The 15770-nt window shown below is 59.1% G+C and carries 21 protein-coding genes; 17 read left to right on the top strand and 4 right to left on the bottom strand.

Annotation, left to right across the window (positions count from 1 at the left end):
- Positions 1–14 precede the first annotated feature (14 nt).
- The 7 genes from ACR0MS_RS15825 to ACR0MS_RS15795 all read left to right on the top strand — a co-directional run bounded on the left by ACR0MS_RS15825 (position 15) and on the right by ACR0MS_RS15795 (position 4801).
- A complete protein-coding gene (locus ACR0MS_RS15825) occupies positions 15–629 on the top strand; it encodes a ribonuclease D (protein ID WP_480575253.1) in 615 nt (204 codons plus the stop codon).
- Positions 626–1594: a KpsF/GutQ family sugar-phosphate isomerase gene (locus ACR0MS_RS15820; RefSeq protein WP_480575250.1), complete on the top strand. Its 969-nt coding sequence runs from the start codon at positions 626–628 to the stop codon at positions 1592–1594. The genes ACR0MS_RS15825 and ACR0MS_RS15820 overlap by 4 nt, the downstream gene beginning before the upstream one ends.
- A 12-nt stretch (positions 1595–1606) precedes the next feature.
- The gene (gene lptC / locus ACR0MS_RS15815) at positions 1607–2206 is read left to right on the top strand and encodes an LPS export ABC transporter periplasmic protein LptC (protein ID WP_480575247.1); all 600 of its coding nucleotides are present in this window, start codon (positions 1607–1609) and stop codon (positions 2204–2206) included.
- 3 nt (positions 2207–2209) lie between these two features.
- The gene (locus tag ACR0MS_RS15810) at positions 2210–2701 is read left to right on the top strand and encodes an LptA/OstA family protein (RefSeq protein WP_480575244.1); all 492 of its coding nucleotides are present in this window, start codon (positions 2210–2212) and stop codon (positions 2699–2701) included.
- A complete protein-coding gene (lptB, locus tag ACR0MS_RS15805; protein WP_480575241.1) occupies positions 2701–3459 on the top strand; it encodes an LPS export ABC transporter ATP-binding protein in 759 nt (252 codons plus the stop codon). Before ACR0MS_RS15810 ends, lptB begins: the two co-directional genes overlap by 1 nt.
- A 253-nt stretch (positions 3460–3712) precedes the next feature.
- On the top strand, positions 3713–4276 hold the full coding sequence (gene hpf, locus ACR0MS_RS15800) for a ribosome hibernation-promoting factor, HPF/YfiA family (RefSeq protein WP_171125931.1): 564 nt from the start codon (positions 3713–3715) through the stop codon (positions 4274–4276).
- Positions 4277–4336: 60 nt separating this feature from the next.
- Positions 4337–4801, top strand: a complete 465-nt coding sequence (locus tag ACR0MS_RS15795; RefSeq protein ID WP_480575238.1) for a PTS sugar transporter subunit IIA — start codon at positions 4337–4339, stop codon at positions 4799–4801.
- Between the two features lie 64 nt (positions 4802–4865).
- Here ACR0MS_RS15795 and dalA read toward each other — a convergent pair whose 3' ends face one another.
- Complete coding sequence (gene dalA / locus ACR0MS_RS15790; protein ID WP_480575235.1) at positions 4866–5381, bottom strand: divisome-associated lipoprotein DalA; 516 nt, start codon at positions 5379–5381, stop codon at positions 4866–4868.
- A gap of 169 nt (positions 5382–5550) precedes the next feature.
- Here dalA and ACR0MS_RS15785 point away from each other — a divergent pair, with 169 nt between their 5' ends.
- Positions 5551–6150 (top strand): L,D-transpeptidase, encoded by a 600-nt coding sequence (locus ACR0MS_RS15785; RefSeq protein WP_480575232.1) that lies wholly within the window; start codon positions 5551–5553, stop codon positions 6148–6150.
- A gap of 139 nt (positions 6151–6289) precedes the next feature.
- Entirely contained in the window at positions 6290–6472 is a 183-nt protein-coding gene (locus tag ACR0MS_RS15780) for a hypothetical protein (protein WP_108861641.1), read from the top strand.
- Positions 6473–6547: 75 nt separating this feature from the next.
- Here the strand turns inward: ACR0MS_RS15780 and hemH are convergent, their stop codons facing one another.
- A complete protein-coding gene (hemH, locus tag ACR0MS_RS15775) occupies positions 6548–7597 on the bottom strand; it encodes a ferrochelatase (protein ID WP_480575229.1) in 1050 nt (349 codons plus the stop codon).
- 57 nt (positions 7598–7654) lie between these two features.
- Complete coding sequence (locus tag ACR0MS_RS15770; protein ID WP_480575226.1) at positions 7655–8485, bottom strand: methyltransferase domain-containing protein; 831 nt, start codon at positions 8483–8485, stop codon at positions 7655–7657.
- Between ACR0MS_RS15770 and ACR0MS_RS15765 the strand changes: the two genes are divergently transcribed.
- From ACR0MS_RS15765 to ACR0MS_RS15750, 4 genes are read left to right on the top strand one after another with little or no spacing between them, the layout of a single operon-like run.
- Positions 8466–9230, top strand: a complete 765-nt coding sequence (locus ACR0MS_RS15765; protein ID WP_480575223.1) for a double zinc ribbon domain-containing protein — start codon at positions 8466–8468, stop codon at positions 9228–9230. The two genes, ACR0MS_RS15770 and ACR0MS_RS15765, sit on opposite strands and share 20 nt — an antisense overlap.
- Before the next feature lie 37 nt (positions 9231–9267).
- Entirely contained in the window at positions 9268–9525 is a 258-nt protein-coding gene (gene grxC, locus ACR0MS_RS15760) for a glutaredoxin 3 (protein ID WP_171125942.1), read from the top strand.
- Complete coding sequence (locus tag ACR0MS_RS15755) at positions 9525–10355, top strand: carbon-nitrogen hydrolase family protein (RefSeq protein WP_480575220.1); 831 nt, start codon at positions 9525–9527, stop codon at positions 10353–10355. The genes grxC and ACR0MS_RS15755 overlap by 1 nt, the downstream gene beginning before the upstream one ends.
- Before the next feature lie 16 nt (positions 10356–10371).
- Positions 10372–10812 carry a MarR family winged helix-turn-helix transcriptional regulator gene (locus ACR0MS_RS15750; RefSeq protein WP_170353764.1) on the top strand — a complete coding sequence of 147 codons (441 nt, stop codon included), beginning with the start codon at positions 10372–10374 and terminating at the stop codon, positions 10810–10812.
- 2 nt (positions 10813–10814) lie between these two features.
- Here the strand turns inward: ACR0MS_RS15750 and ubiG are convergent, their stop codons facing one another.
- Positions 10815–11561, bottom strand: coding sequence for a bifunctional 2-polyprenyl-6-hydroxyphenol methylase/3-demethylubiquinol 3-O-methyltransferase UbiG (gene ubiG, locus ACR0MS_RS15745; protein WP_480575217.1), 747 nt, complete (start codon positions 11559–11561; stop codon positions 10815–10817).
- Between the two features lie 48 nt (positions 11562–11609).
- Here ubiG and pip point away from each other — a divergent pair, with 48 nt between their 5' ends.
- The 4 genes from pip (at position 11610) to nusA (ending at position 15760) form a co-directional block, all read left to right on the top strand.
- Positions 11610–12587, top strand: coding sequence for a prolyl aminopeptidase (gene pip / locus ACR0MS_RS15740; RefSeq protein WP_480575214.1), 978 nt, complete (start codon positions 11610–11612; stop codon positions 12585–12587).
- Complete coding sequence (locus ACR0MS_RS15735; protein WP_480575211.1) at positions 12584–13405, top strand: ABC transporter substrate-binding protein; 822 nt, start codon at positions 12584–12586, stop codon at positions 13403–13405. The genes pip and ACR0MS_RS15735 overlap by 4 nt, the downstream gene beginning before the upstream one ends.
- A gap of 148 nt (positions 13406–13553) precedes the next feature.
- A complete protein-coding gene (rimP, locus tag ACR0MS_RS15730; RefSeq protein ID WP_480575208.1) occupies positions 13554–14144 on the top strand; it encodes a ribosome maturation factor RimP in 591 nt (196 codons plus the stop codon).
- Positions 14144–15760 (top strand): transcription termination factor NusA, encoded by a 1617-nt coding sequence (gene nusA, locus ACR0MS_RS15725; protein ID WP_480575205.1) that lies wholly within the window; start codon positions 14144–14146, stop codon positions 15758–15760. The genes rimP and nusA overlap by 1 nt, the downstream gene beginning before the upstream one ends.
- Positions 15761–15770: the final 10 nt, after the last annotated feature.

Below are 15770 nucleotides of genomic sequence, written 5' to 3'. Positions count from 1 at the left end.
AAAGGAAGACCCCCGTGGCAAACCATCTCTATAAAAACGACCTGCCGGACGGGTTGGATCTGGGCCCTGTTGTGGCCATCGACTGCGAAACCATGGGATTGAACCCGCATCGTGACCGTCTGTGTGTGATCCAGATGTCCGGGGGGGACGGCGACAGTCATATCGTGCAGGTCGAAATAGGCCAGACCAAAGCGCCCAACCTGTGCGCCATGCTGGAAAACCCCGACGTGCTGAAACTGTTCCACTTTGGCCGTTTCGACATTGCCGCGCTGTATCATACCTTTGGCGCGCTGGCCGCACCGGTTTATTGCACCAAGATCGCCAGCCGTTTGGTGCGAACCTATACGGACCGGCACGGGCTGAAGAACCTGTGTCAGGAACTCATCGGTGTTGATATTTCAAAACAACAACAGATGAGCGACTGGGGCGCGGAAACCCTGACCGAGGCTCAGTTGGACTATGCGGCCTCGGACGTTCTGTACCTGCACCGCCTGCGCGAGGCGCTGGACGGACGTCTGGCCCGCGAAGGCCGGACCGAGATGGCGCAGGCCTGTTTTGACTTCCTGCCGATGCGTGCGAAACTGGACCTCGCCGGTTGGCCTGAAACGGATATTTTTGCGCACTCATGACCGATACCGAAGCATTCCTGCGAACTGCGCGGCAAGTCGTTACTGACGAAGCCCGCGCGCTGGACGTTCTGGCCGAAGGTCTGGACGAACAATTCGCCGAAGCCGTGCAAATGATTTTGCAGGCCAAGGGCCGCATCATCATCAGTGGCATTGGCAAGTCGGGTCATATTGGCCACAAGATCGCGGCGACACTGGCCAGCACTGGAACACCGGCCTATTTCGTTCACCCGGCCGAGGCCAGCCATGGCGATCTGGGCATGGTGTCCAAGGGCGACGTGGTTTTGGCGATCTCAAACTCGGGTGAAGCGCCCGAACTGGCCAACCTGCTGGCCTTCACACGCCGTTTCGGTATCCCGCTGATCGGTCTGTCCAGCAAACCCGAAAGCACCTTGATGAAACAGGCGGATGTGCATCTGCTGATCCCGTCGATGGGCGAAGCCTGCGGGTTCGGTATGGTCCCGTCGATTTCGACCACGCTGACATTGGCGATGGGCGATGCGCTGGCGATTGCGCTGATGAAGTACCGTGATTTCAAGCCTGAGAACTTTCGGGACTTCCACCCCGGCGGCAAACTCGGGGCGCAGTTGAGCAAAGTGCGCGACCTGATGCACACGGATACGCCAGTTGTTTCGGCAGGAACACCGATGAGCGAAGCGCTGTTGGTCATGAGCCAAAAAGGTTTTGGCGTGGTCGGAGTCACCGATCCTGACGGGCGGTTATTGGGCATCGTGACAGACGGCGACCTGCGACGAAATATGGATGGGCTTCTGGGGTACACAGTCGATCAGGTTATGACTACTGACCCGCGGACCATTGGGCCAGATGAACTGGCCGAAGGTGCCGTTGCGTTGATGACCATGCAAACACCCAAGATTACGTGTCTTTTCGTCGTTGATCCAGAGTCCGATGGACAGACCGAAGGGATCTTGCACATCCACGACTGCCTGCGCGTCGGGCTGGGCTAAGAGGGCGGGGCCGTGGACAGTCACTCTCGCATGGTGCAATTCTTCAAGGTGTTGCTGCCACTGGCGGCTATTGTGCTGCTGTCCACCGTTTTCCTGCTGTCGCGCAGTATCGAAACCAATGTAACCGTGCCGTTCACGCAAAGAGACATCGAAGAACGGTTGGCCGATCAGGTTGTGACCCTGCCGAATTATCGCGGCACCACCCGCAAGGGCGAAGAGGTTCAGATCGAAGCGACAAAGGCGACCCAGGGAACCAAGAACTCGGTCCCGACGGCGTCAGAATTCAAGGGGCGACTGGGCCTTTCGGACGGTGGCGTGATCACGCTGGACTCCAATTCCGGAATGATCCGCCCGGACAAGAACACCGCGACCTTTGTTGGCGATGTGGTCATAATTACAACAGACGGTATCAAGGTCACGACGGATCTTTTGAATACGGCGCTGGACGAAATCCGTGGTGATACACCGGGTCAGGTCGACGGAACCGGCATAATCGGCAACTTTTCCGCGGGCCGGATGACATTTGGGACTGAAAAAAAGGACGGACCGGTCCATATTATTTTTACAGATGGCGTCAAGTTGGTGTATGAGCCGGAAAAAGCAGAAAGATAACCTGTGTTCGATTTTCGTTTAGCCATTGCGTGTTGTGCCCTTGTAGCCGGTGCTGTTCCAGCGACTGCGCAGGAAACACAGGTCGCGTTCGGGGCGGTCAAGGCAGACCCAAGCCTGCCGGTTGAGGTCACGTCCGAGACGCTCAACGTAAACCAGGAAAGCGGATCAGCCGAGTTTCAGGGCAATGTGATCGTAATCCAGGGTGAAATGCGCCTGACGGCCGAGCGTGTTCTGGTCATCTACAACGAAGACCGATCCGCGATTGAACGCATGGAAGCGACCGAGGATGTCGTTCTGGTCAGCCCGCCGGATGCTGCGGAAGGGGATTGGGCGGAATACACCATCGACTCGGGCGTGATCGTCATGAAGGGCAATGTTCTGCTGACGCAGGGGCCCAGCACGATCAGTGGCGACCAGATGAACGCGAACCTCACAACAGGTACAGCGACCATGACGGGCAACGTCAAAACCATTCTGCAGCAGGGCGCCAATTGATGGCCGGGCCGAACCTGACCGTTGCCGAAGGCAACTCGGGTCTCAGAATTGAAAAACTGCGCAAGTCCTACCGCAAGAAAACGGTGATCCGGGACGTTTCCATGACGTTGGACCGGTCCGAAGTTGTGGCTCTGCTGGGGCCCAACGGTTCGGGCAAGACGACGACATTTTATTCCGTGGCCGGTTTGGTTTTTCCCGAAGCGGGGACCGTCACGATTGACGGGCAGGTGGTCACGACGCTGCCGATGTATCGTCGCGCGCGTCTCGGTATCGGTTATCTGCCGCAGGAGATGTCGATTTTTCGCGGGATGAGTGTTGAGGACAACATTGCCTCGGTGCTGGACATCACTGTCAGTCACGCGCATCGCCGCAAGGAACGGCTGGAGGAGCTGCTCTCGGATTTCTCGATCGAGCATCTGCGCCGCGCACCCGCGCTGGCCCTGTCAGGTGGTGAGCGTCGTCGCGTCGAAATCGCGCGCTGTCTTGCAGCGGACCCCAAATATCTGCTGCTGGATGAACCCTTTGCCGGTGTGGACCCGATCAGCGTTGGGGATATCCGCCATCTGGTCGCCGACCTGAAGAAACGGGGAATCGGCGTGTTGATTACCGATCACAATGTCCGCGAGACCCTCGAGATCGTAGATCGCGCCTATATTCTGCATGACGGTCAGGTCCTTATGTCCGGCACGCCGGACGAGGTGGTCGAAAACGAAAACGTGCGCCGCGTTTATTTGGGCGAAAACTTCCGAATTTCATAGGTTTGCGCAGGTCTGTGCCGACTGCATGGCGGAAATCGCGTATATACACACCTGTTTTGATTGACTCTTCCGTCGTCTCTTGCCTCAATTGGGGTATGGCATTTCTACGGTTCAATTCTGGATCACGATGCCCCTTCCCTGAAGGGTGCGCGGTTCGGTTACCGCTGGAATTGTCGATATCCCCCACCCGATAATCAACAGGCGCGTCGCGATTTGCGGCGTCAGAATGGGTGTGAATTGTGAAGGAGATCACATGCGTTACCAAATTAGCGGAAAACAGATCGACATCGGTGAGGCACTACAGACCCATGTGCAGACCGAACTTGGCGAGGTGGTGGGCAAATATGCCCAGCGGCCGACCGATGCCAATGTCGTCTTTTCCCGTTCTGCGCATGAATATGTGTGCGAAACTACCGTGCATCTTTCCACCGGCCTGACGGCTCAGGCCAAAGCCCACGCAACCGAAATCTACGCAGCTTTTGAGGCTTGCTGCGACAAGATGGAAACACAATTGCGCCGTTACAAGCGCCGTCTGAAGGACCACCACAAGGATCGGGCCGAGCCGGTTGAACTCTTTGGAGCATCCTCTTATATCCTCGCCTCTGACGAATCGGAGTCGGCTGACGAACCCGAATCTCTGCAGCCGATGATCGTGGCTGAGATGGAGACCAAGATCCCATCGCTGAGTGTTGGTGAAGCCGTTATGCAGATGGAACTGGCTGGTGCCCCGGTGCTGGTGTTCCGGAATGAAAACAAGGACGGATTGAACGTCGTGTACCGTCGGGATGACGGAAATATCGGCTGGATCGATCCGTAACAGGCAAGAATAGCAAGGCGAGCCCCTGCAAAAGCGGGGGCACTGCCATGGAGCGTGATCATGGAGCTTTCGAGCATACTAAAGCCCGAAGCAGTACGTGTTTTGTCCGCCGCTTCCAGTAAGAAGCGGTTGTTTCAGGAAATCGGCGATATTGCGGCCGGTATTCTGGGGCTTGATGCGCAATCTGTCGTGGACAGTTTGCTGGAGCGTGAAAGCCTTGGGCCGACCGGTGTAGGGCATGGTGTTGCGTTGCCGCATGCACGTCTGAACGAGGTTGAAGAGGTGTCCGGGGCGTTTGTCATGCTGGAAAAGCCGATTGATTTTGGTTCGGTCGACCGGCAACCCGTCGATATCGCGTTTGCGCTTTTTGCACCGGAAGAGGCTGGTGTTGATCACCTCAAGGCCCTTGCTCTGGTGTCCAGAACGCTGCGTGACACTGCGGTTTGCGCCAAGCTTCGGGCCAATCCCGATCCGGTCAAGCTCTATGCGATCCTGACCGAGGCGCAGTCAATGCAAGCGGCCTAAGCCGCTGCCAACCAATAAAAAGCCCCCGATTTTCGGGGGCTTTGTTTTTTGATGGAGTGCCGTGTTAGCCGCCGGTTCCCATTTCCAGGGTCCACCAGATTTTGCCGCCGTTTTCCTGATGCCAGGCAAAGCCCATCTGTGTGGCTTTCGGGTCCATGATTACAGACCGCGGACCCGGTTCCTGCATCCACGCGGCCAGTGTTTCAGTTTCGGTCTCGTATGTCTCCGAGATCGCCTCGCCCAGGAATGTTCCGAAATATCCAACGCGTGCAGCGCGGTCGATTGGCGATGATCCGTCTGATCCGAAATGCCACGGCCGGTTCTGGCGCGCCATGTCCTTGGAATGAGTCGCCGCAGCCGCGTTCAGCTGCGCGTTCAACTGCACCGCCTGCAGCCCCGACGCCTGACGCAGCGCGTTCACCGAATCAAGCATCCGGAACTGCAGCTTTTCCGGGTTGCCGCGAATCTTGTAAACCGTCGGCAGCGGACGACCATCCGACCCATAGGTTGGGGTGCTGCTGGGGGTGCACGCTGCCAGCGCAACGAAGCAAACGAAAAGTAATGAAATAATACGCGTCATGGTCGACCTGATGATTGTGGTATCCTAGGGCATAGCGCGCCCGACTGACTTGGGCAAACCTGCAAAAGCCGATTCTCGCGTGATTCTGCCGGTTTGATTTGCGAATGAGGTATTCTGGCAATAAAATACGTTAGATTTTCAACTTTGGTTTAGCAAAGGACCGCCTGATATGGTCAAGAAGCTCATTCCCTCGACGACCCGCCGTGGATTTCTGACCGGCGCTTCTGCTGTTCTGGCCTCGCCCGCGATTGCGCAGTACATCCCCGGTGATCCGCTCCGCCCGGCGCCGGAACCCGAACCTGAGGTCCGCCGGAACATCTCGGGCTTTCGTGCGCTGGATTGGCAGCCCTATTTCTCGAATACGCGGAATGGTGCCATTCTGGTCGATACCGTCTCGCGCGCGCTGCATTATTGGTCAGATGATCAAACCGTCTACAAACTCTACCCGTCGTCGGTGCCTCTGACCGAAGAATTGACGCGTCGTGGCCGCACAAGTGTCATCCGCAAAGTCGAAGGACCAAGCTGGTCACCGACGCCGTCCATGAAGAAAAGAAACCCGGAATGGCCGGACTATATCCCTCCGGGCCCGGATAACCCATTGGGAACGCATGCTCTGTATCTGAGCTGGAAGTATTATCGGATTCACGGCACGCATGACACGCGCAAAATCGGACGCAGGTCCTCCAACGGATGCATCGGCCTGTTTAACGAGGATATTGCCGAGTTGTTTTCAATGGCGAATGTAGGCACGCAAGTGTTGCTTATTTGACGACATTTTCGCGCAGGAACCCGCTTTTGGCGCAAGTTCCATTTGCATTCCAGTCGGATAGCTGATTAGAAAAAAACACGAGGTAAGTCTTGGGTGTGCGGTTTCACTATATGAAACCGTGCGTATTCTGGAGGTTAATATGAAGAAACTCGTTCTCGCCGCTGCACTGACCGCTGCTGCATCGACCGCTTATGCTGGCAACCTGGAAGAGCCGGTTGTTGAAGCACCTGTTGTTGTCGAAGAAACTCAGGGTTCGTCGCAGGGCATCATCCTGCCGCTGGTCCTGCTGGTTGTGGTTGCCGCAGCTGTTGCAGCAAGCTAATTCGACGAGCGCAATACACAGAAAAGGCGGTGGAGCTTTCCACCGCCTTTTTTTGTGCCCGATGGCTGGGGCGAATTAGTCCAGCCAGCCTTTCAGATTGTCCTCGATCACCTTGCCCAGCGCCGCGATGTGCGACTCGTCATCGTTCAGGCAGGGGATATAGGTAAAAGTTTCGCCACCTGCCTCTTCAAAGCTTTCCTTGATCTCTTCGTTGATCTCTTCCAGCGTTTCGATGCAATCGGCGGAAAAGGCCGGGGCGATAACGGCAATGTTTTTCTTACCCTGCCGCGCCAGCTCCGCTACGTGCTCTACTGTGTAGGGTTTCAGCCATTCTTCCGGCCCGAACCGGGATTGGAACGTCGAGACAAGCTGATCATCCTGCCATCCCAGCCGCTCTTTCAACAGCCGGGTCGTTTTTGCGCATTGGCAATGGTACGGATCGCCCTGCTGCAAATAGCGCTCCGGCATGCCGTGGTAGGAACAGACCAGAATGTCAGGCTTGGTCTCCATCGCGGCATAGGCGGCCTCGACTGATCCGGCCAATGCGTCGATATAAGCGGGTTCGTCGAAATAGGCCGGAACGGTGCGTGACGCAGGTTGCCACGCTTCGTCCATCAGGGCGCGAAAGAACTGATCGTTTGCCGTGGCGGTCGTCGCACCCGCGTATTGCGGATAGAGCGGGAAGAACAGGATGCGGTCACAGCCTGCCGCCACCATCTCGCGTACTTTCGATTTGGTCGAGGGGTTGCCGTAGCGCATGCAGAACTCCACCATCACCTGATCGCCATAGCGCGCCTGCATCGCGTCGCGCAGCTTGGCGGTCTGATCCTTGGTGATCGTCATCAACGGACTTTCACCCTTGTCGTGGTTCCAGATCGACTTATACGCCTCGCCCGAGCTGAAGGGCCGTTTGGTCAGGATGATACCTTGCAGGATCGGCTGCCATTTCCACTTGGGATAGTCGATGACCCGCTGGTCCGACAGGAATTCGTTCAGGTACCGGCGCATCGGCCAATAGCTGTAGTCATCCGGCGTGCCCAGATTGGCCACAAGAATACCGACTCGTCCCATTTTGACCTTGGGATGGCCTTCGGGGGCATGAGCGGGGCGGGTGGCGTCAAACATGGGATGCTTCCTGAAATCGTCGTGTTCCGGGCTGAGATAAACGGAATTGGTCCGCCGTCAATCGGACAGTTTGCCTTCTTTTGTTCCCAGCGCGTCGGCAAGGCGGGCTTGCGCCGATCCGGGGCGCAGGGGTTTTTGCTGGCTGTCATCTGGCGACCAGCCGGTCAAGCAGACCAATTCGTACGTTGTCGTCAGACGACCCTGCGGGGTTGCGAAGTTGTCGGCATAGATGTCTTGCGCCCGTTTGAAGACCTGGCGCCGGGTGGGGTGTTTTACCCGCTCAGACAGGCTGTTGGTCTCTCCCATCGCGCGCAGATCGTGCATCAGGTGCATTACATCGCAGTACTCCGCCGTCAGGCGCGCGGTGTCCGCGACAGGCAGTGCGAACCCGGCCCGTTGCAGCAAGCCGCCCAGATCGCGCAACTCACCCATCGGCGCGATACGCGGGCTGAGGCCGCCGGTGACCTCGATTTCAGCCTGCCCGAGGGCTGTGCGCAACTCATGCAAGGTTTCCCCACCCAGACACGCAACCAGCAACATCCCGTCGGGTTTAAGCGCGCGATGGCACTGAATCAGTTGCCCCACCGGATCGTTGGCCCAGTGCAATGCCATGGCATGGACCACCAGATCATGCGCGCCGGGTGTCAGCGGCAGAACATCCTCATCGGCAACAATATGCGCTTTGGGCAACACACCCTGCCAAACATGCGCAAAGGGCGTCACGATCGCCGGGGCAGTAAAGCTTTTGTTAACCATGGAGAGCCGATCCTGCACTTCGTCGACAGCGGCGCGGTGCAGAAACAGCGCCTCGTCCTGCGCACGGGCGCGATGCTTGGCCAGGGCAGGGGTGTCAAACAAAGAGGGTGCATTGGAGTCAGGCAGCTTCATAAGGCGCAATTATCGCATCTGGCCGCGGATTCAAACCGCCGTCCAGTTGATCTATCCACCGCGCTGTCTGGGGTGCGGGGCGCTGACCGAGTCGGATTTTGCCCTGTGCGGACCTTGCTGGAGCGACACGCCATTTATCGGCGGCACCGTCTGCGAAAGCTGTGGAATACCCTTGCCCGGTGATCTGGACGGGCATCGGATCGAATGCGATGACTGCATGAAGACGCCCCGGCCGTGGCGGGATGGGCGTGCAGCTTTGCTATACGAAGGCAAGGCGCGGGCGTTGATATTGGCGCTGAAACATGGTGACCGACCAGAGCTTGCGCGCCCGGCGGCGCGGTGGATGGCACAGGCTGGGCGAGACGTGTTGCGGGATGACATGCTGGTCGCTCCGGTGCCGCTGCACTGGACCAGATTGGTGAAGCGGCGGTACAACCAATCCGCATTATTGGCCCAACATTTGGGTCGGGAAGCCGGATTGCAGGTGTGCCCCGATCTTTTGGTCCGCCACGTTCGAACACCGGTTTTGGATGGGAAAACCGCCGCGGAACGCGCGCGGATACTGGGAAACGTGATTGCTGCCCATCCCAAACGGCGACACCGAATGCAGGGACGGGATGTTTTGCTGGTTGATGACGTGATGACGTCTGGCGCGACACTGGCCGCCTGTGCGCGTGTCTGCCGCGCATCTGGCGCAAATCATATTTTCGTGTTGACCCTAGCGCGCGTTGCCAAGGATGCCTAATTCGCCCAAGATTACGTGAAACCCCAAGGGACGAATTATGAAACCGGTTGAAATCTATACCTCGCCGCTATGCGGTTTTTGCCACGCGGCCAAGCGACTGCTGAAACAGAAGGGCGTCGAGTTCAAGGAAGTCGACGTTTTGATACACCCCAAGCGCAAGCCCGAGATGATCAAACGCGCCGGCGGCAAACGCACCGTGCCGCAGATTTTCATCGGCACTCAGCATGTGGGCGGCTGTGACGATCTTTATGAGCTGGAGCGTCAGGGCAAGCTGGACCGTCTTCTGGCCGCCTGATGAAGACCGCGCTGCTGCAGATTACCTCGTCGGATGATCCGGCCGAGAATCTGGAGATGGTGCGCGCCCTGATGACCGAGGCGGTTGGACAGGGCGCGCAGTTCATCCTCACCCCCGAGGTGACGAACTGCGTCTCGACCTCGACAACGCGGCAGCGCGAGGTTTTGCAGCACGAAGAAGATGACCTGACGCTGGCGGGGTTACGCGATCACGCGCAGACGCTGGGCGTGTGGCTGCTGATCGGCTCGCTGGCGATCAAAACGCATGACGCGGACGGGCGCTTTGCCAACCGTTCAATCATGATCGACCCGCAAGGGCAGATCGTGGCGCGGTATGACAAGATCCACATGTTTGATGTGCAGGTCACAGAGACCGAGACTTTTCGGGAATCCCGGAACTACCGTCCCGGCGACCGGGCCGTGATCGCCGAGACAGATTTCGGCCAAGTTGGTCTGACCGTTTGTTACGACATCCGCTTTCCCCATCTCTATGCGGCGCTGGCTCAGGCCGGTGCGCGTATCCTGACGGTTCCGGCCGCGTTTTCCCCGGTGACGGGGGCTGCGCACTGGGAATCGCTGTTGCGTGCCCGGGCGATTGAAAACGGCGCTTGGGTACTGGCGCCGGCCCAAACCGGAGAACACCCCAAAACCCGTGGCAGAACGCGTTATACCTACGGTCACAGCATGGTCGTGGCCCCGTGGGGAGAGGTCGTCATCGACGCAGGCACCGATCCGGGCATTCACATTTTCGATTTGGATGATAGTTCTGTGACAGAGGCGCGCCGCCGCGTGCCCTCACTGACGCACCTGCGGGCTTTCGACGGCCCCTGATCCAGAGCCGGACCCAATGACGGACGACACCAATGCCCTTGCGGTCACGCTGTTCAGCGAGATCCTGACCGCCGATCAGCTATTGCGCAACCGGCTCAGCCGGGTGCTGCCCAAGGGCATGGAAATCTCGCATTTCTCGGTGCTGAACCATTTGGTGTTCGTGGGGGATGAGCGCACGCCCGCGCAATTGGCCAGCACCTTTCACGTCACGCGGGGGGCGATGACCAACACCTTGGCCAAGCTGGAATGGGCCGGATACATCCACATCCGCCCCGACTGGGACGACGCCCGCCGCAAGATGGTCGCCATCAGCCCCGCCGGTCGCCGCGCGCGCGATCAGGCGATTTCCTCGATAGCCCCCCTGATCAACCGCGTGGTCGGAGAGCTGGGGCTGGAACGCGTCCGCAGCACGCTGCCCGTGTTGAGGGATTTGAGGTTGCAGTTGGAGGGGGAGTAACCTCACCCCGCCTTCACGCTCGCCGTCACATAATTCACGCTCAAATCCCGGTCCGAGATCGACCAGCTCCACAAGATCGGGTTGAAGACGAACCCCTTGCGGTCGACCGGGTCCAGCCCGGATTGGCGCAGCAGGTCGAACAGCTCATCTGGCGTGATAAACTTGTTCCACTCATGCGTACCGCGGGGCAGCCAGCGCATGACGACCTCGGCCCCGAAAATGGCCATCGCATAGGATTTCGGGTTGCGGTTGATGGTCGAGCAGATCAGCAACCCGCCCGGTTTCAGCAAGTGTTGCGAGGCTGTCAAAAACCCCAACGGATCGGCTACATGCTCGACCACCTCCATGTTCAGCACCACGTCGAATTGTTTGCCCGCGGCGGCCATGGCCTCGGCAGTGGTATGGCGGTAGTCGATGTCCAGCCCCGATTGCTCGGCATGGATGCGGGCGACGGGCAGGTTGCCTTCGGCGGCATCGGCGCCCACGACCGTCGCGCCCAGACGCGCCATCGGTTCGCTGAGCAACCCGCCACCGCAGCCGATATCCAGCAGGCGCAGGCCCTCGAACGGGCGCGAGGCCTTCAGATCACAGTCAAATTCACCCGCGATCTGCTGTGTGATATAATCCAGACGGCACGGATTGAGCATGTGCAGAGGTTTGAATTTGCCATGGGGGTCCCACCATTCCGCAGCCATCGCTTCGAATTTTGCGATCTCGGACGGGTCCACCGTGTTCGGATGCGCTTGCATTCCTGTCTCCGTGTGCTCTTTTACGTTTAAAGACTATATAGGGCCCTAATGGATAAGTACCCGGACCAAAAGCGCGCAGTTCAATATCTGTACCCGCCGATTGACCCGTTCGATCAGCGCATGGTCGAGGTGGGCGACGGACACCGTATTTACATGGAACAATGCGGTAATCCCGACGGGTTGCCCGTTGTGGTTCTGCATGGCGGACCGGGCGGAGGATGCAGCCCGGCCATGCGGCGTTATTTCGATCCGCGTGTGTTCCGGGTGATTCTGTTTGATCAACGCGGATGCGGGCGCTCGCGGCCTCATGCGTCGGTTGCCGACAATACGACCTGGCATCTGGTGGAGGATATTGAGCGGCTGCGGACCCTGCTGGATATCGAAGACTGGACGGTGTTTGGCGGCAGTTGGGGGGCGACTTTGGCGCTGGTCTATGCGCAGGCGCATCCCGACCGGGTGAATCGGCTGGTGCTGCGCGGTGTGTTTCTGGCAACGCAGGCCGAACTGGATTGGTTCTATGGCGGCGGTGCGGGCAAGTTCTGGCCGGAACAATGGGCGAAGTTTACGGCCCTGCTGACCGAGGAGGAGCTGTCCGACACGATCGGCGCTTATCACAAACGTCTGTTCTCGGGCGATCGGGCGACGGAGATCCTGTACGCCCGCGCTTGGTCCAGTTGGGAGAACGCGCTGGCCTCGATCCATTCACATGGATCCACGGGTGAAAGCCCCGGCGAATACGCGCGCGCATTTGCGCGGCTGGAGAATCACTATTTCACGCACAGTGCCTTTCTTGAGAACGATGGGCAGATTTTGGATCAGATGGAGCGGATCGCTCATATCCCCGGCCATATCGTGCAGGGCCGTTATGACATGATTTGCCCGCCGCAGGCCGCATGGTCCTTGGCCGAACGCTGGCCAAACGCAGAGTTGAAGATGGTTCGGCAGGCCGGGCACGCCTTGTCCGAGCCGGGCATCAGCGCCGAACTGGTCCGTATCATGGACCGCGTGGCGGAGGGTGTGGCATGACCCGGATTGACCGTCGTGCTCTGTTCGCTTCGGGTGCCGCCGCCGCATTGCTGGCGGCCACGGGCGCGTCCTTGGCCAACACGCCAAAAAATGGTGGAACATTGCGGTTGGCCGTGCCCCGGGACGAAAGCCTTGAACAGGTGGCGCGTGGCGCCGTGTTCGACACGCTGACCGAGATTGCACCAGATGGCACATTGCGCGCGGAGCTGGCGACAGGCTGGCAAACCGATGCGGACGCGCGGGTTTGGCATTTCGATCTGCGTCCCGGTGTTGTGTTTCATGATGAGGCCCTGTTGGACGCTGCCGACGTTCTTGCCGTGCTGGAGCAGGTTGGGCGGGTTGAGGCCCTCTCACCCTCATCCCTGCGGCTGGAGCTGGTGGAGGCCAATCCGGGCCTGCCGTTTCTGCTGGCAGACAGTCGATTTGTCATTGCGCGGAAAGGCCAGGATGTAACGCCATTGCACGCCGCCAACGGCACCGGATGTTATCGGGTTGAACGCGCCGAAGACGGGCGGCATTTCTTGGGGCGCAAAGTCTCGGGTCATTACAAGAACGGTCAGGCAGGCTGGGTTGATGCGCTGGAGGTCATTGTGATCCCTGACGCGCGTGTCCGGGCGGAGGCTTTGCGAGACGGCTATGTGGACGTTGCCGCATTGCCCGCGCAAGACGATCTGAAGGGGCAACGCGGTCTGCGCTTTTTCCCAAGCGAGACGGATATGGCGCTGGCCGTGGCCGCTCGGGTTGGAATGCCGGGCCAGGTCGGACAGGCGCGTGCGCTGGACGATGGCCGCATCGCCGAGCGGTGGTGGCTGGCTTAATTCCTGCTGGGGGTTGCAGACTCGGGAAACCCTGCGTATATGCATCTCCAACAGCGGCGCGTTGGACTTCTGGTTCAAGGCTCCACCGGAAAATACGACGGGCCGCGCGCCCGTTTTTTTGTGCCCGATTGATAGGGTAGAGACCTGAATGACAAACGACCTGATAGCCAAGGCAGCCATTGACCGGCGACTGGCCGAGATCATCACCCCCGTGATCGAGGATCTGGGGTATGAGCTTGTGCGCATCCGCCTGATGAGCGGCAAGCAGACCACGTTGCAGATCATGGCCGACAAGCCCGATGGCGGCATCGAAGTGGATGACTGCGCCGAGATTTCCAATGCGGTCAGCGCCACGCTGGATGTCGAGGACCCGATTCTTGATGCCTATACGCTTGAGGTCTCGAGCCCCGGCATCGACCGCCCTCTGACCCGTCTCAAGGACTTTGAGACTTTCGAAGGGTATGAAGCCAAGGTTGAGACCGCCGAGTTGATCGACGGCCGCCGTCGTTTCAAGGGTGAGCTGGCTGGGATTGAAGGGGATGAGGTTCTGATCAACATCCCCGAGGGGGATGAGACGATCACCATCGGTCTGCAATTCGACTGGCTGAGCGACGCTAAGCTGGTTCTGACCGATGACCTGATCAAGGAAATGCTGCGCCAGCGCAAAGACGCCGGTGCCCTGAACGAAAACGCTTTCGACGAGATTGAGACCGAAGGGTCCGAAGAGGAGACGAACTGATGGCAATCACCTCAGCCAACCAGCTGGAGCTGCTGCAGACCGCCGAGGCCGTGGCCCGCGAAAAGATGATCGACCCCGGTCTGGTTGTCGAAGCGATGGAGGAATCGCTCGCCCGCGCCGCCAAGAGCCGTTACGGGGCCGAGATGGACATCCGCGTGTCCATCGACCGCAAGACCGGCAAGGCGACCTTTACCCGCGTCCGCACCGTGGTCGAGGATGAAGAGCTTGAGAACTATCAGGCCGAGTTCACCGTCGAACAGGCCAAGCAATACATGGAAAACCCCGAGGTCGGTGACGTCTTTGTCGAAGAAGTGCCGCCGGTTGAAATGGGCCGTATTGCTGCGCAATCCGCCAAGCAGGTGATCCTGCAAAAGGTCCGCGAAGCGGAACGTGACCGTCAGTACGAAGAATTCAAGGATCGCGCAGGCACCATCATCAACGGTGCTGTCAAGCGCGAAGAGTTCGGCAATGTCATCGTCGATCTGGGCGGTGCCGAGGCCGTTCTGCGCCGCAACGACAAGATCGGCCGCGAAAGCTATCGCCCCAACGACCGTGTGCGTGCGTACATCAAGGAAGTCCGTCGCGAAGTTCGTGGCCACCAGATCTTCCTGTCACGCACCGCGCCGGAATTCATGGCTGAACTGTTCAAGATGGAAGTGCCGGAAATCTATGACGGCATCATCGAGGTCAAGGCCGTGGCCCGTGACCCTGGTTCGCGCGCCAAGATCGCCGTGATCTCGTATGACGGCTCGATCGACCCCGTCGGTGCCTGCGTTGGTATGCGCGGCAGCCGTGTGCAGGCCGTCGTGAACGAGCTGCAGGGCGAAAAGATCGACATCATCCCGTGGAACGAAGATCAGCCGACTTTCCTTGTGAACGCGCTGCAGCCTGCCGAGGTGTCCAAGGTGGTACTGGATGAAGAAGCCGGCAAGATCGAGGTGGTAGTGCCCGAGGAGCAGCTTTCGCTGGCAATCGGTCGCCGGGGTCAGAACGTGCGTCTGGCCAGCCAGTTGACCGGTCTGGATATCGACATCATGACCGAAGCCGAAGAATCGGCGCGCCGTCAGAAAGAATTCGAAGCCCGCACCCAGTTGTTCATGGACAGCCTGGATCTGGACGAGTTCTTCGCTCAGTTGCTGGTCTCGGAAGGCTTCACCAACCTCGAAGAGGTGGCTTACGTCGAGATTGACGAACTTCTGGTGATCGACGGCGTCGACGAAGGCACAGCGCAGGAACTGCAAACCCGTGCGCGTGAATTCCTGGAAGCGCAAGCCAAGGCCGCTCTGGATGCCGCCCGCGCGCTGGGCGCTGAGGACAGCCTTATTGAATTCGAAGGTCTCACACCCCAGATGGTAGAGGCGCTGGCCAAGGATGACGTGAAGACGTTGGAAGACTTCGCAACCTGCGCCGACTGGGAACTGGCAGGTGGCTGGACCACGGTCGACGGCGAGCGCATCAAGGATGACGGTGTACTCGAGCCTTTTGGCGTGACTCTGGAAGAGGCGCAGGATCTGGTCATGACCGCCCGCATCATGCTGGGCTGGGTCGATCCGGCCGAGCTGGAGCAGGCCGAAGAAGAGATCGAAGGCGAAGCCGACGAGGAGGCCGAGGCCTGATCTCAGGGCC

Source organism: Ruegeria sp. CJ2 (assembly GCF_056536745.1).
The sequence above is the reverse complement of the archived record's forward strand: the minus strand, read 5'-3'. Positions and strand labels throughout refer to the sequence as shown.

Coding starts and splice junctions, on each gene's coding strand:
- ACR0MS_RS15795 (WP_480575238.1), top strand. CDS start 4,337: ATGGAGCTTTCGAGCATACTAAAGCCCGAAGCAGTACGTGTTTTGTCC.
- ACR0MS_RS15785 (WP_480575232.1), top strand. CDS start 5,551: ATGGTCAAGAAGCTCATTCCCTCGACGACCCGCCGTGGATTTCTGACC.
- rimP (WP_480575208.1), top strand. CDS start 13,554: ATGACAAACGACCTGATAGCCAAGGCAGCCATTGACCGGCGACTGGCC.
- ACR0MS_RS15780 (WP_108861641.1), top strand. CDS start 6,290: ATGAAGAAACTCGTTCTCGCCGCTGCACTGACCGCTGCTGCATCGACC.
- ubiG (WP_480575217.1), bottom strand. CDS start 11,561: ATGCAAGCGCATCCGAACACGGTGGACCCGTCCGAGATCGCAAAATTC.
- ACR0MS_RS15750 (WP_170353764.1), top strand. CDS start 10,372: ATGACGGACGACACCAATGCCCTTGCGGTCACGCTGTTCAGCGAGATC.
- ACR0MS_RS15770 (WP_480575226.1), bottom strand. CDS start 8,485: ATGAAGCTGCCTGACTCCAATGCACCCTCTTTGTTTGACACCCCTGCC.
- ACR0MS_RS15735 (WP_480575211.1), top strand. CDS start 12,584: ATGACCCGGATTGACCGTCGTGCTCTGTTCGCTTCGGGTGCCGCCGCC.
- nusA (WP_480575205.1), top strand. CDS start 14,144: ATGGCAATCACCTCAGCCAACCAGCTGGAGCTGCTGCAGACCGCCGAG.
- dalA (WP_480575235.1), bottom strand. CDS start 5,381: ATGACGCGTATTATTTCATTACTTTTCGTTTGCTTCGTTGCGCTGGCA.
- ACR0MS_RS15820 (WP_480575250.1), top strand. CDS start 626: ATGACCGATACCGAAGCATTCCTGCGAACTGCGCGGCAAGTCGTTACT.
- lptB (WP_480575241.1), top strand. CDS start 2,701: ATGGCCGGGCCGAACCTGACCGTTGCCGAAGGCAACTCGGGTCTCAGA.
- ACR0MS_RS15755 (WP_480575220.1), top strand. CDS start 9,525: ATGAAGACCGCGCTGCTGCAGATTACCTCGTCGGATGATCCGGCCGAG.
- grxC (WP_171125942.1), top strand. CDS start 9,268: ATGAAACCGGTTGAAATCTATACCTCGCCGCTATGCGGTTTTTGCCAC.
- hpf (WP_171125931.1), top strand. CDS start 3,713: ATGCGTTACCAAATTAGCGGAAAACAGATCGACATCGGTGAGGCACTA.
- hemH (WP_480575229.1), bottom strand. CDS start 7,597: ATGTTTGACGCCACCCGCCCCGCTCATGCCCCCGAAGGCCATCCCAAG.
- pip (WP_480575214.1), top strand. CDS start 11,610: ATGGATAAGTACCCGGACCAAAAGCGCGCAGTTCAATATCTGTACCCG.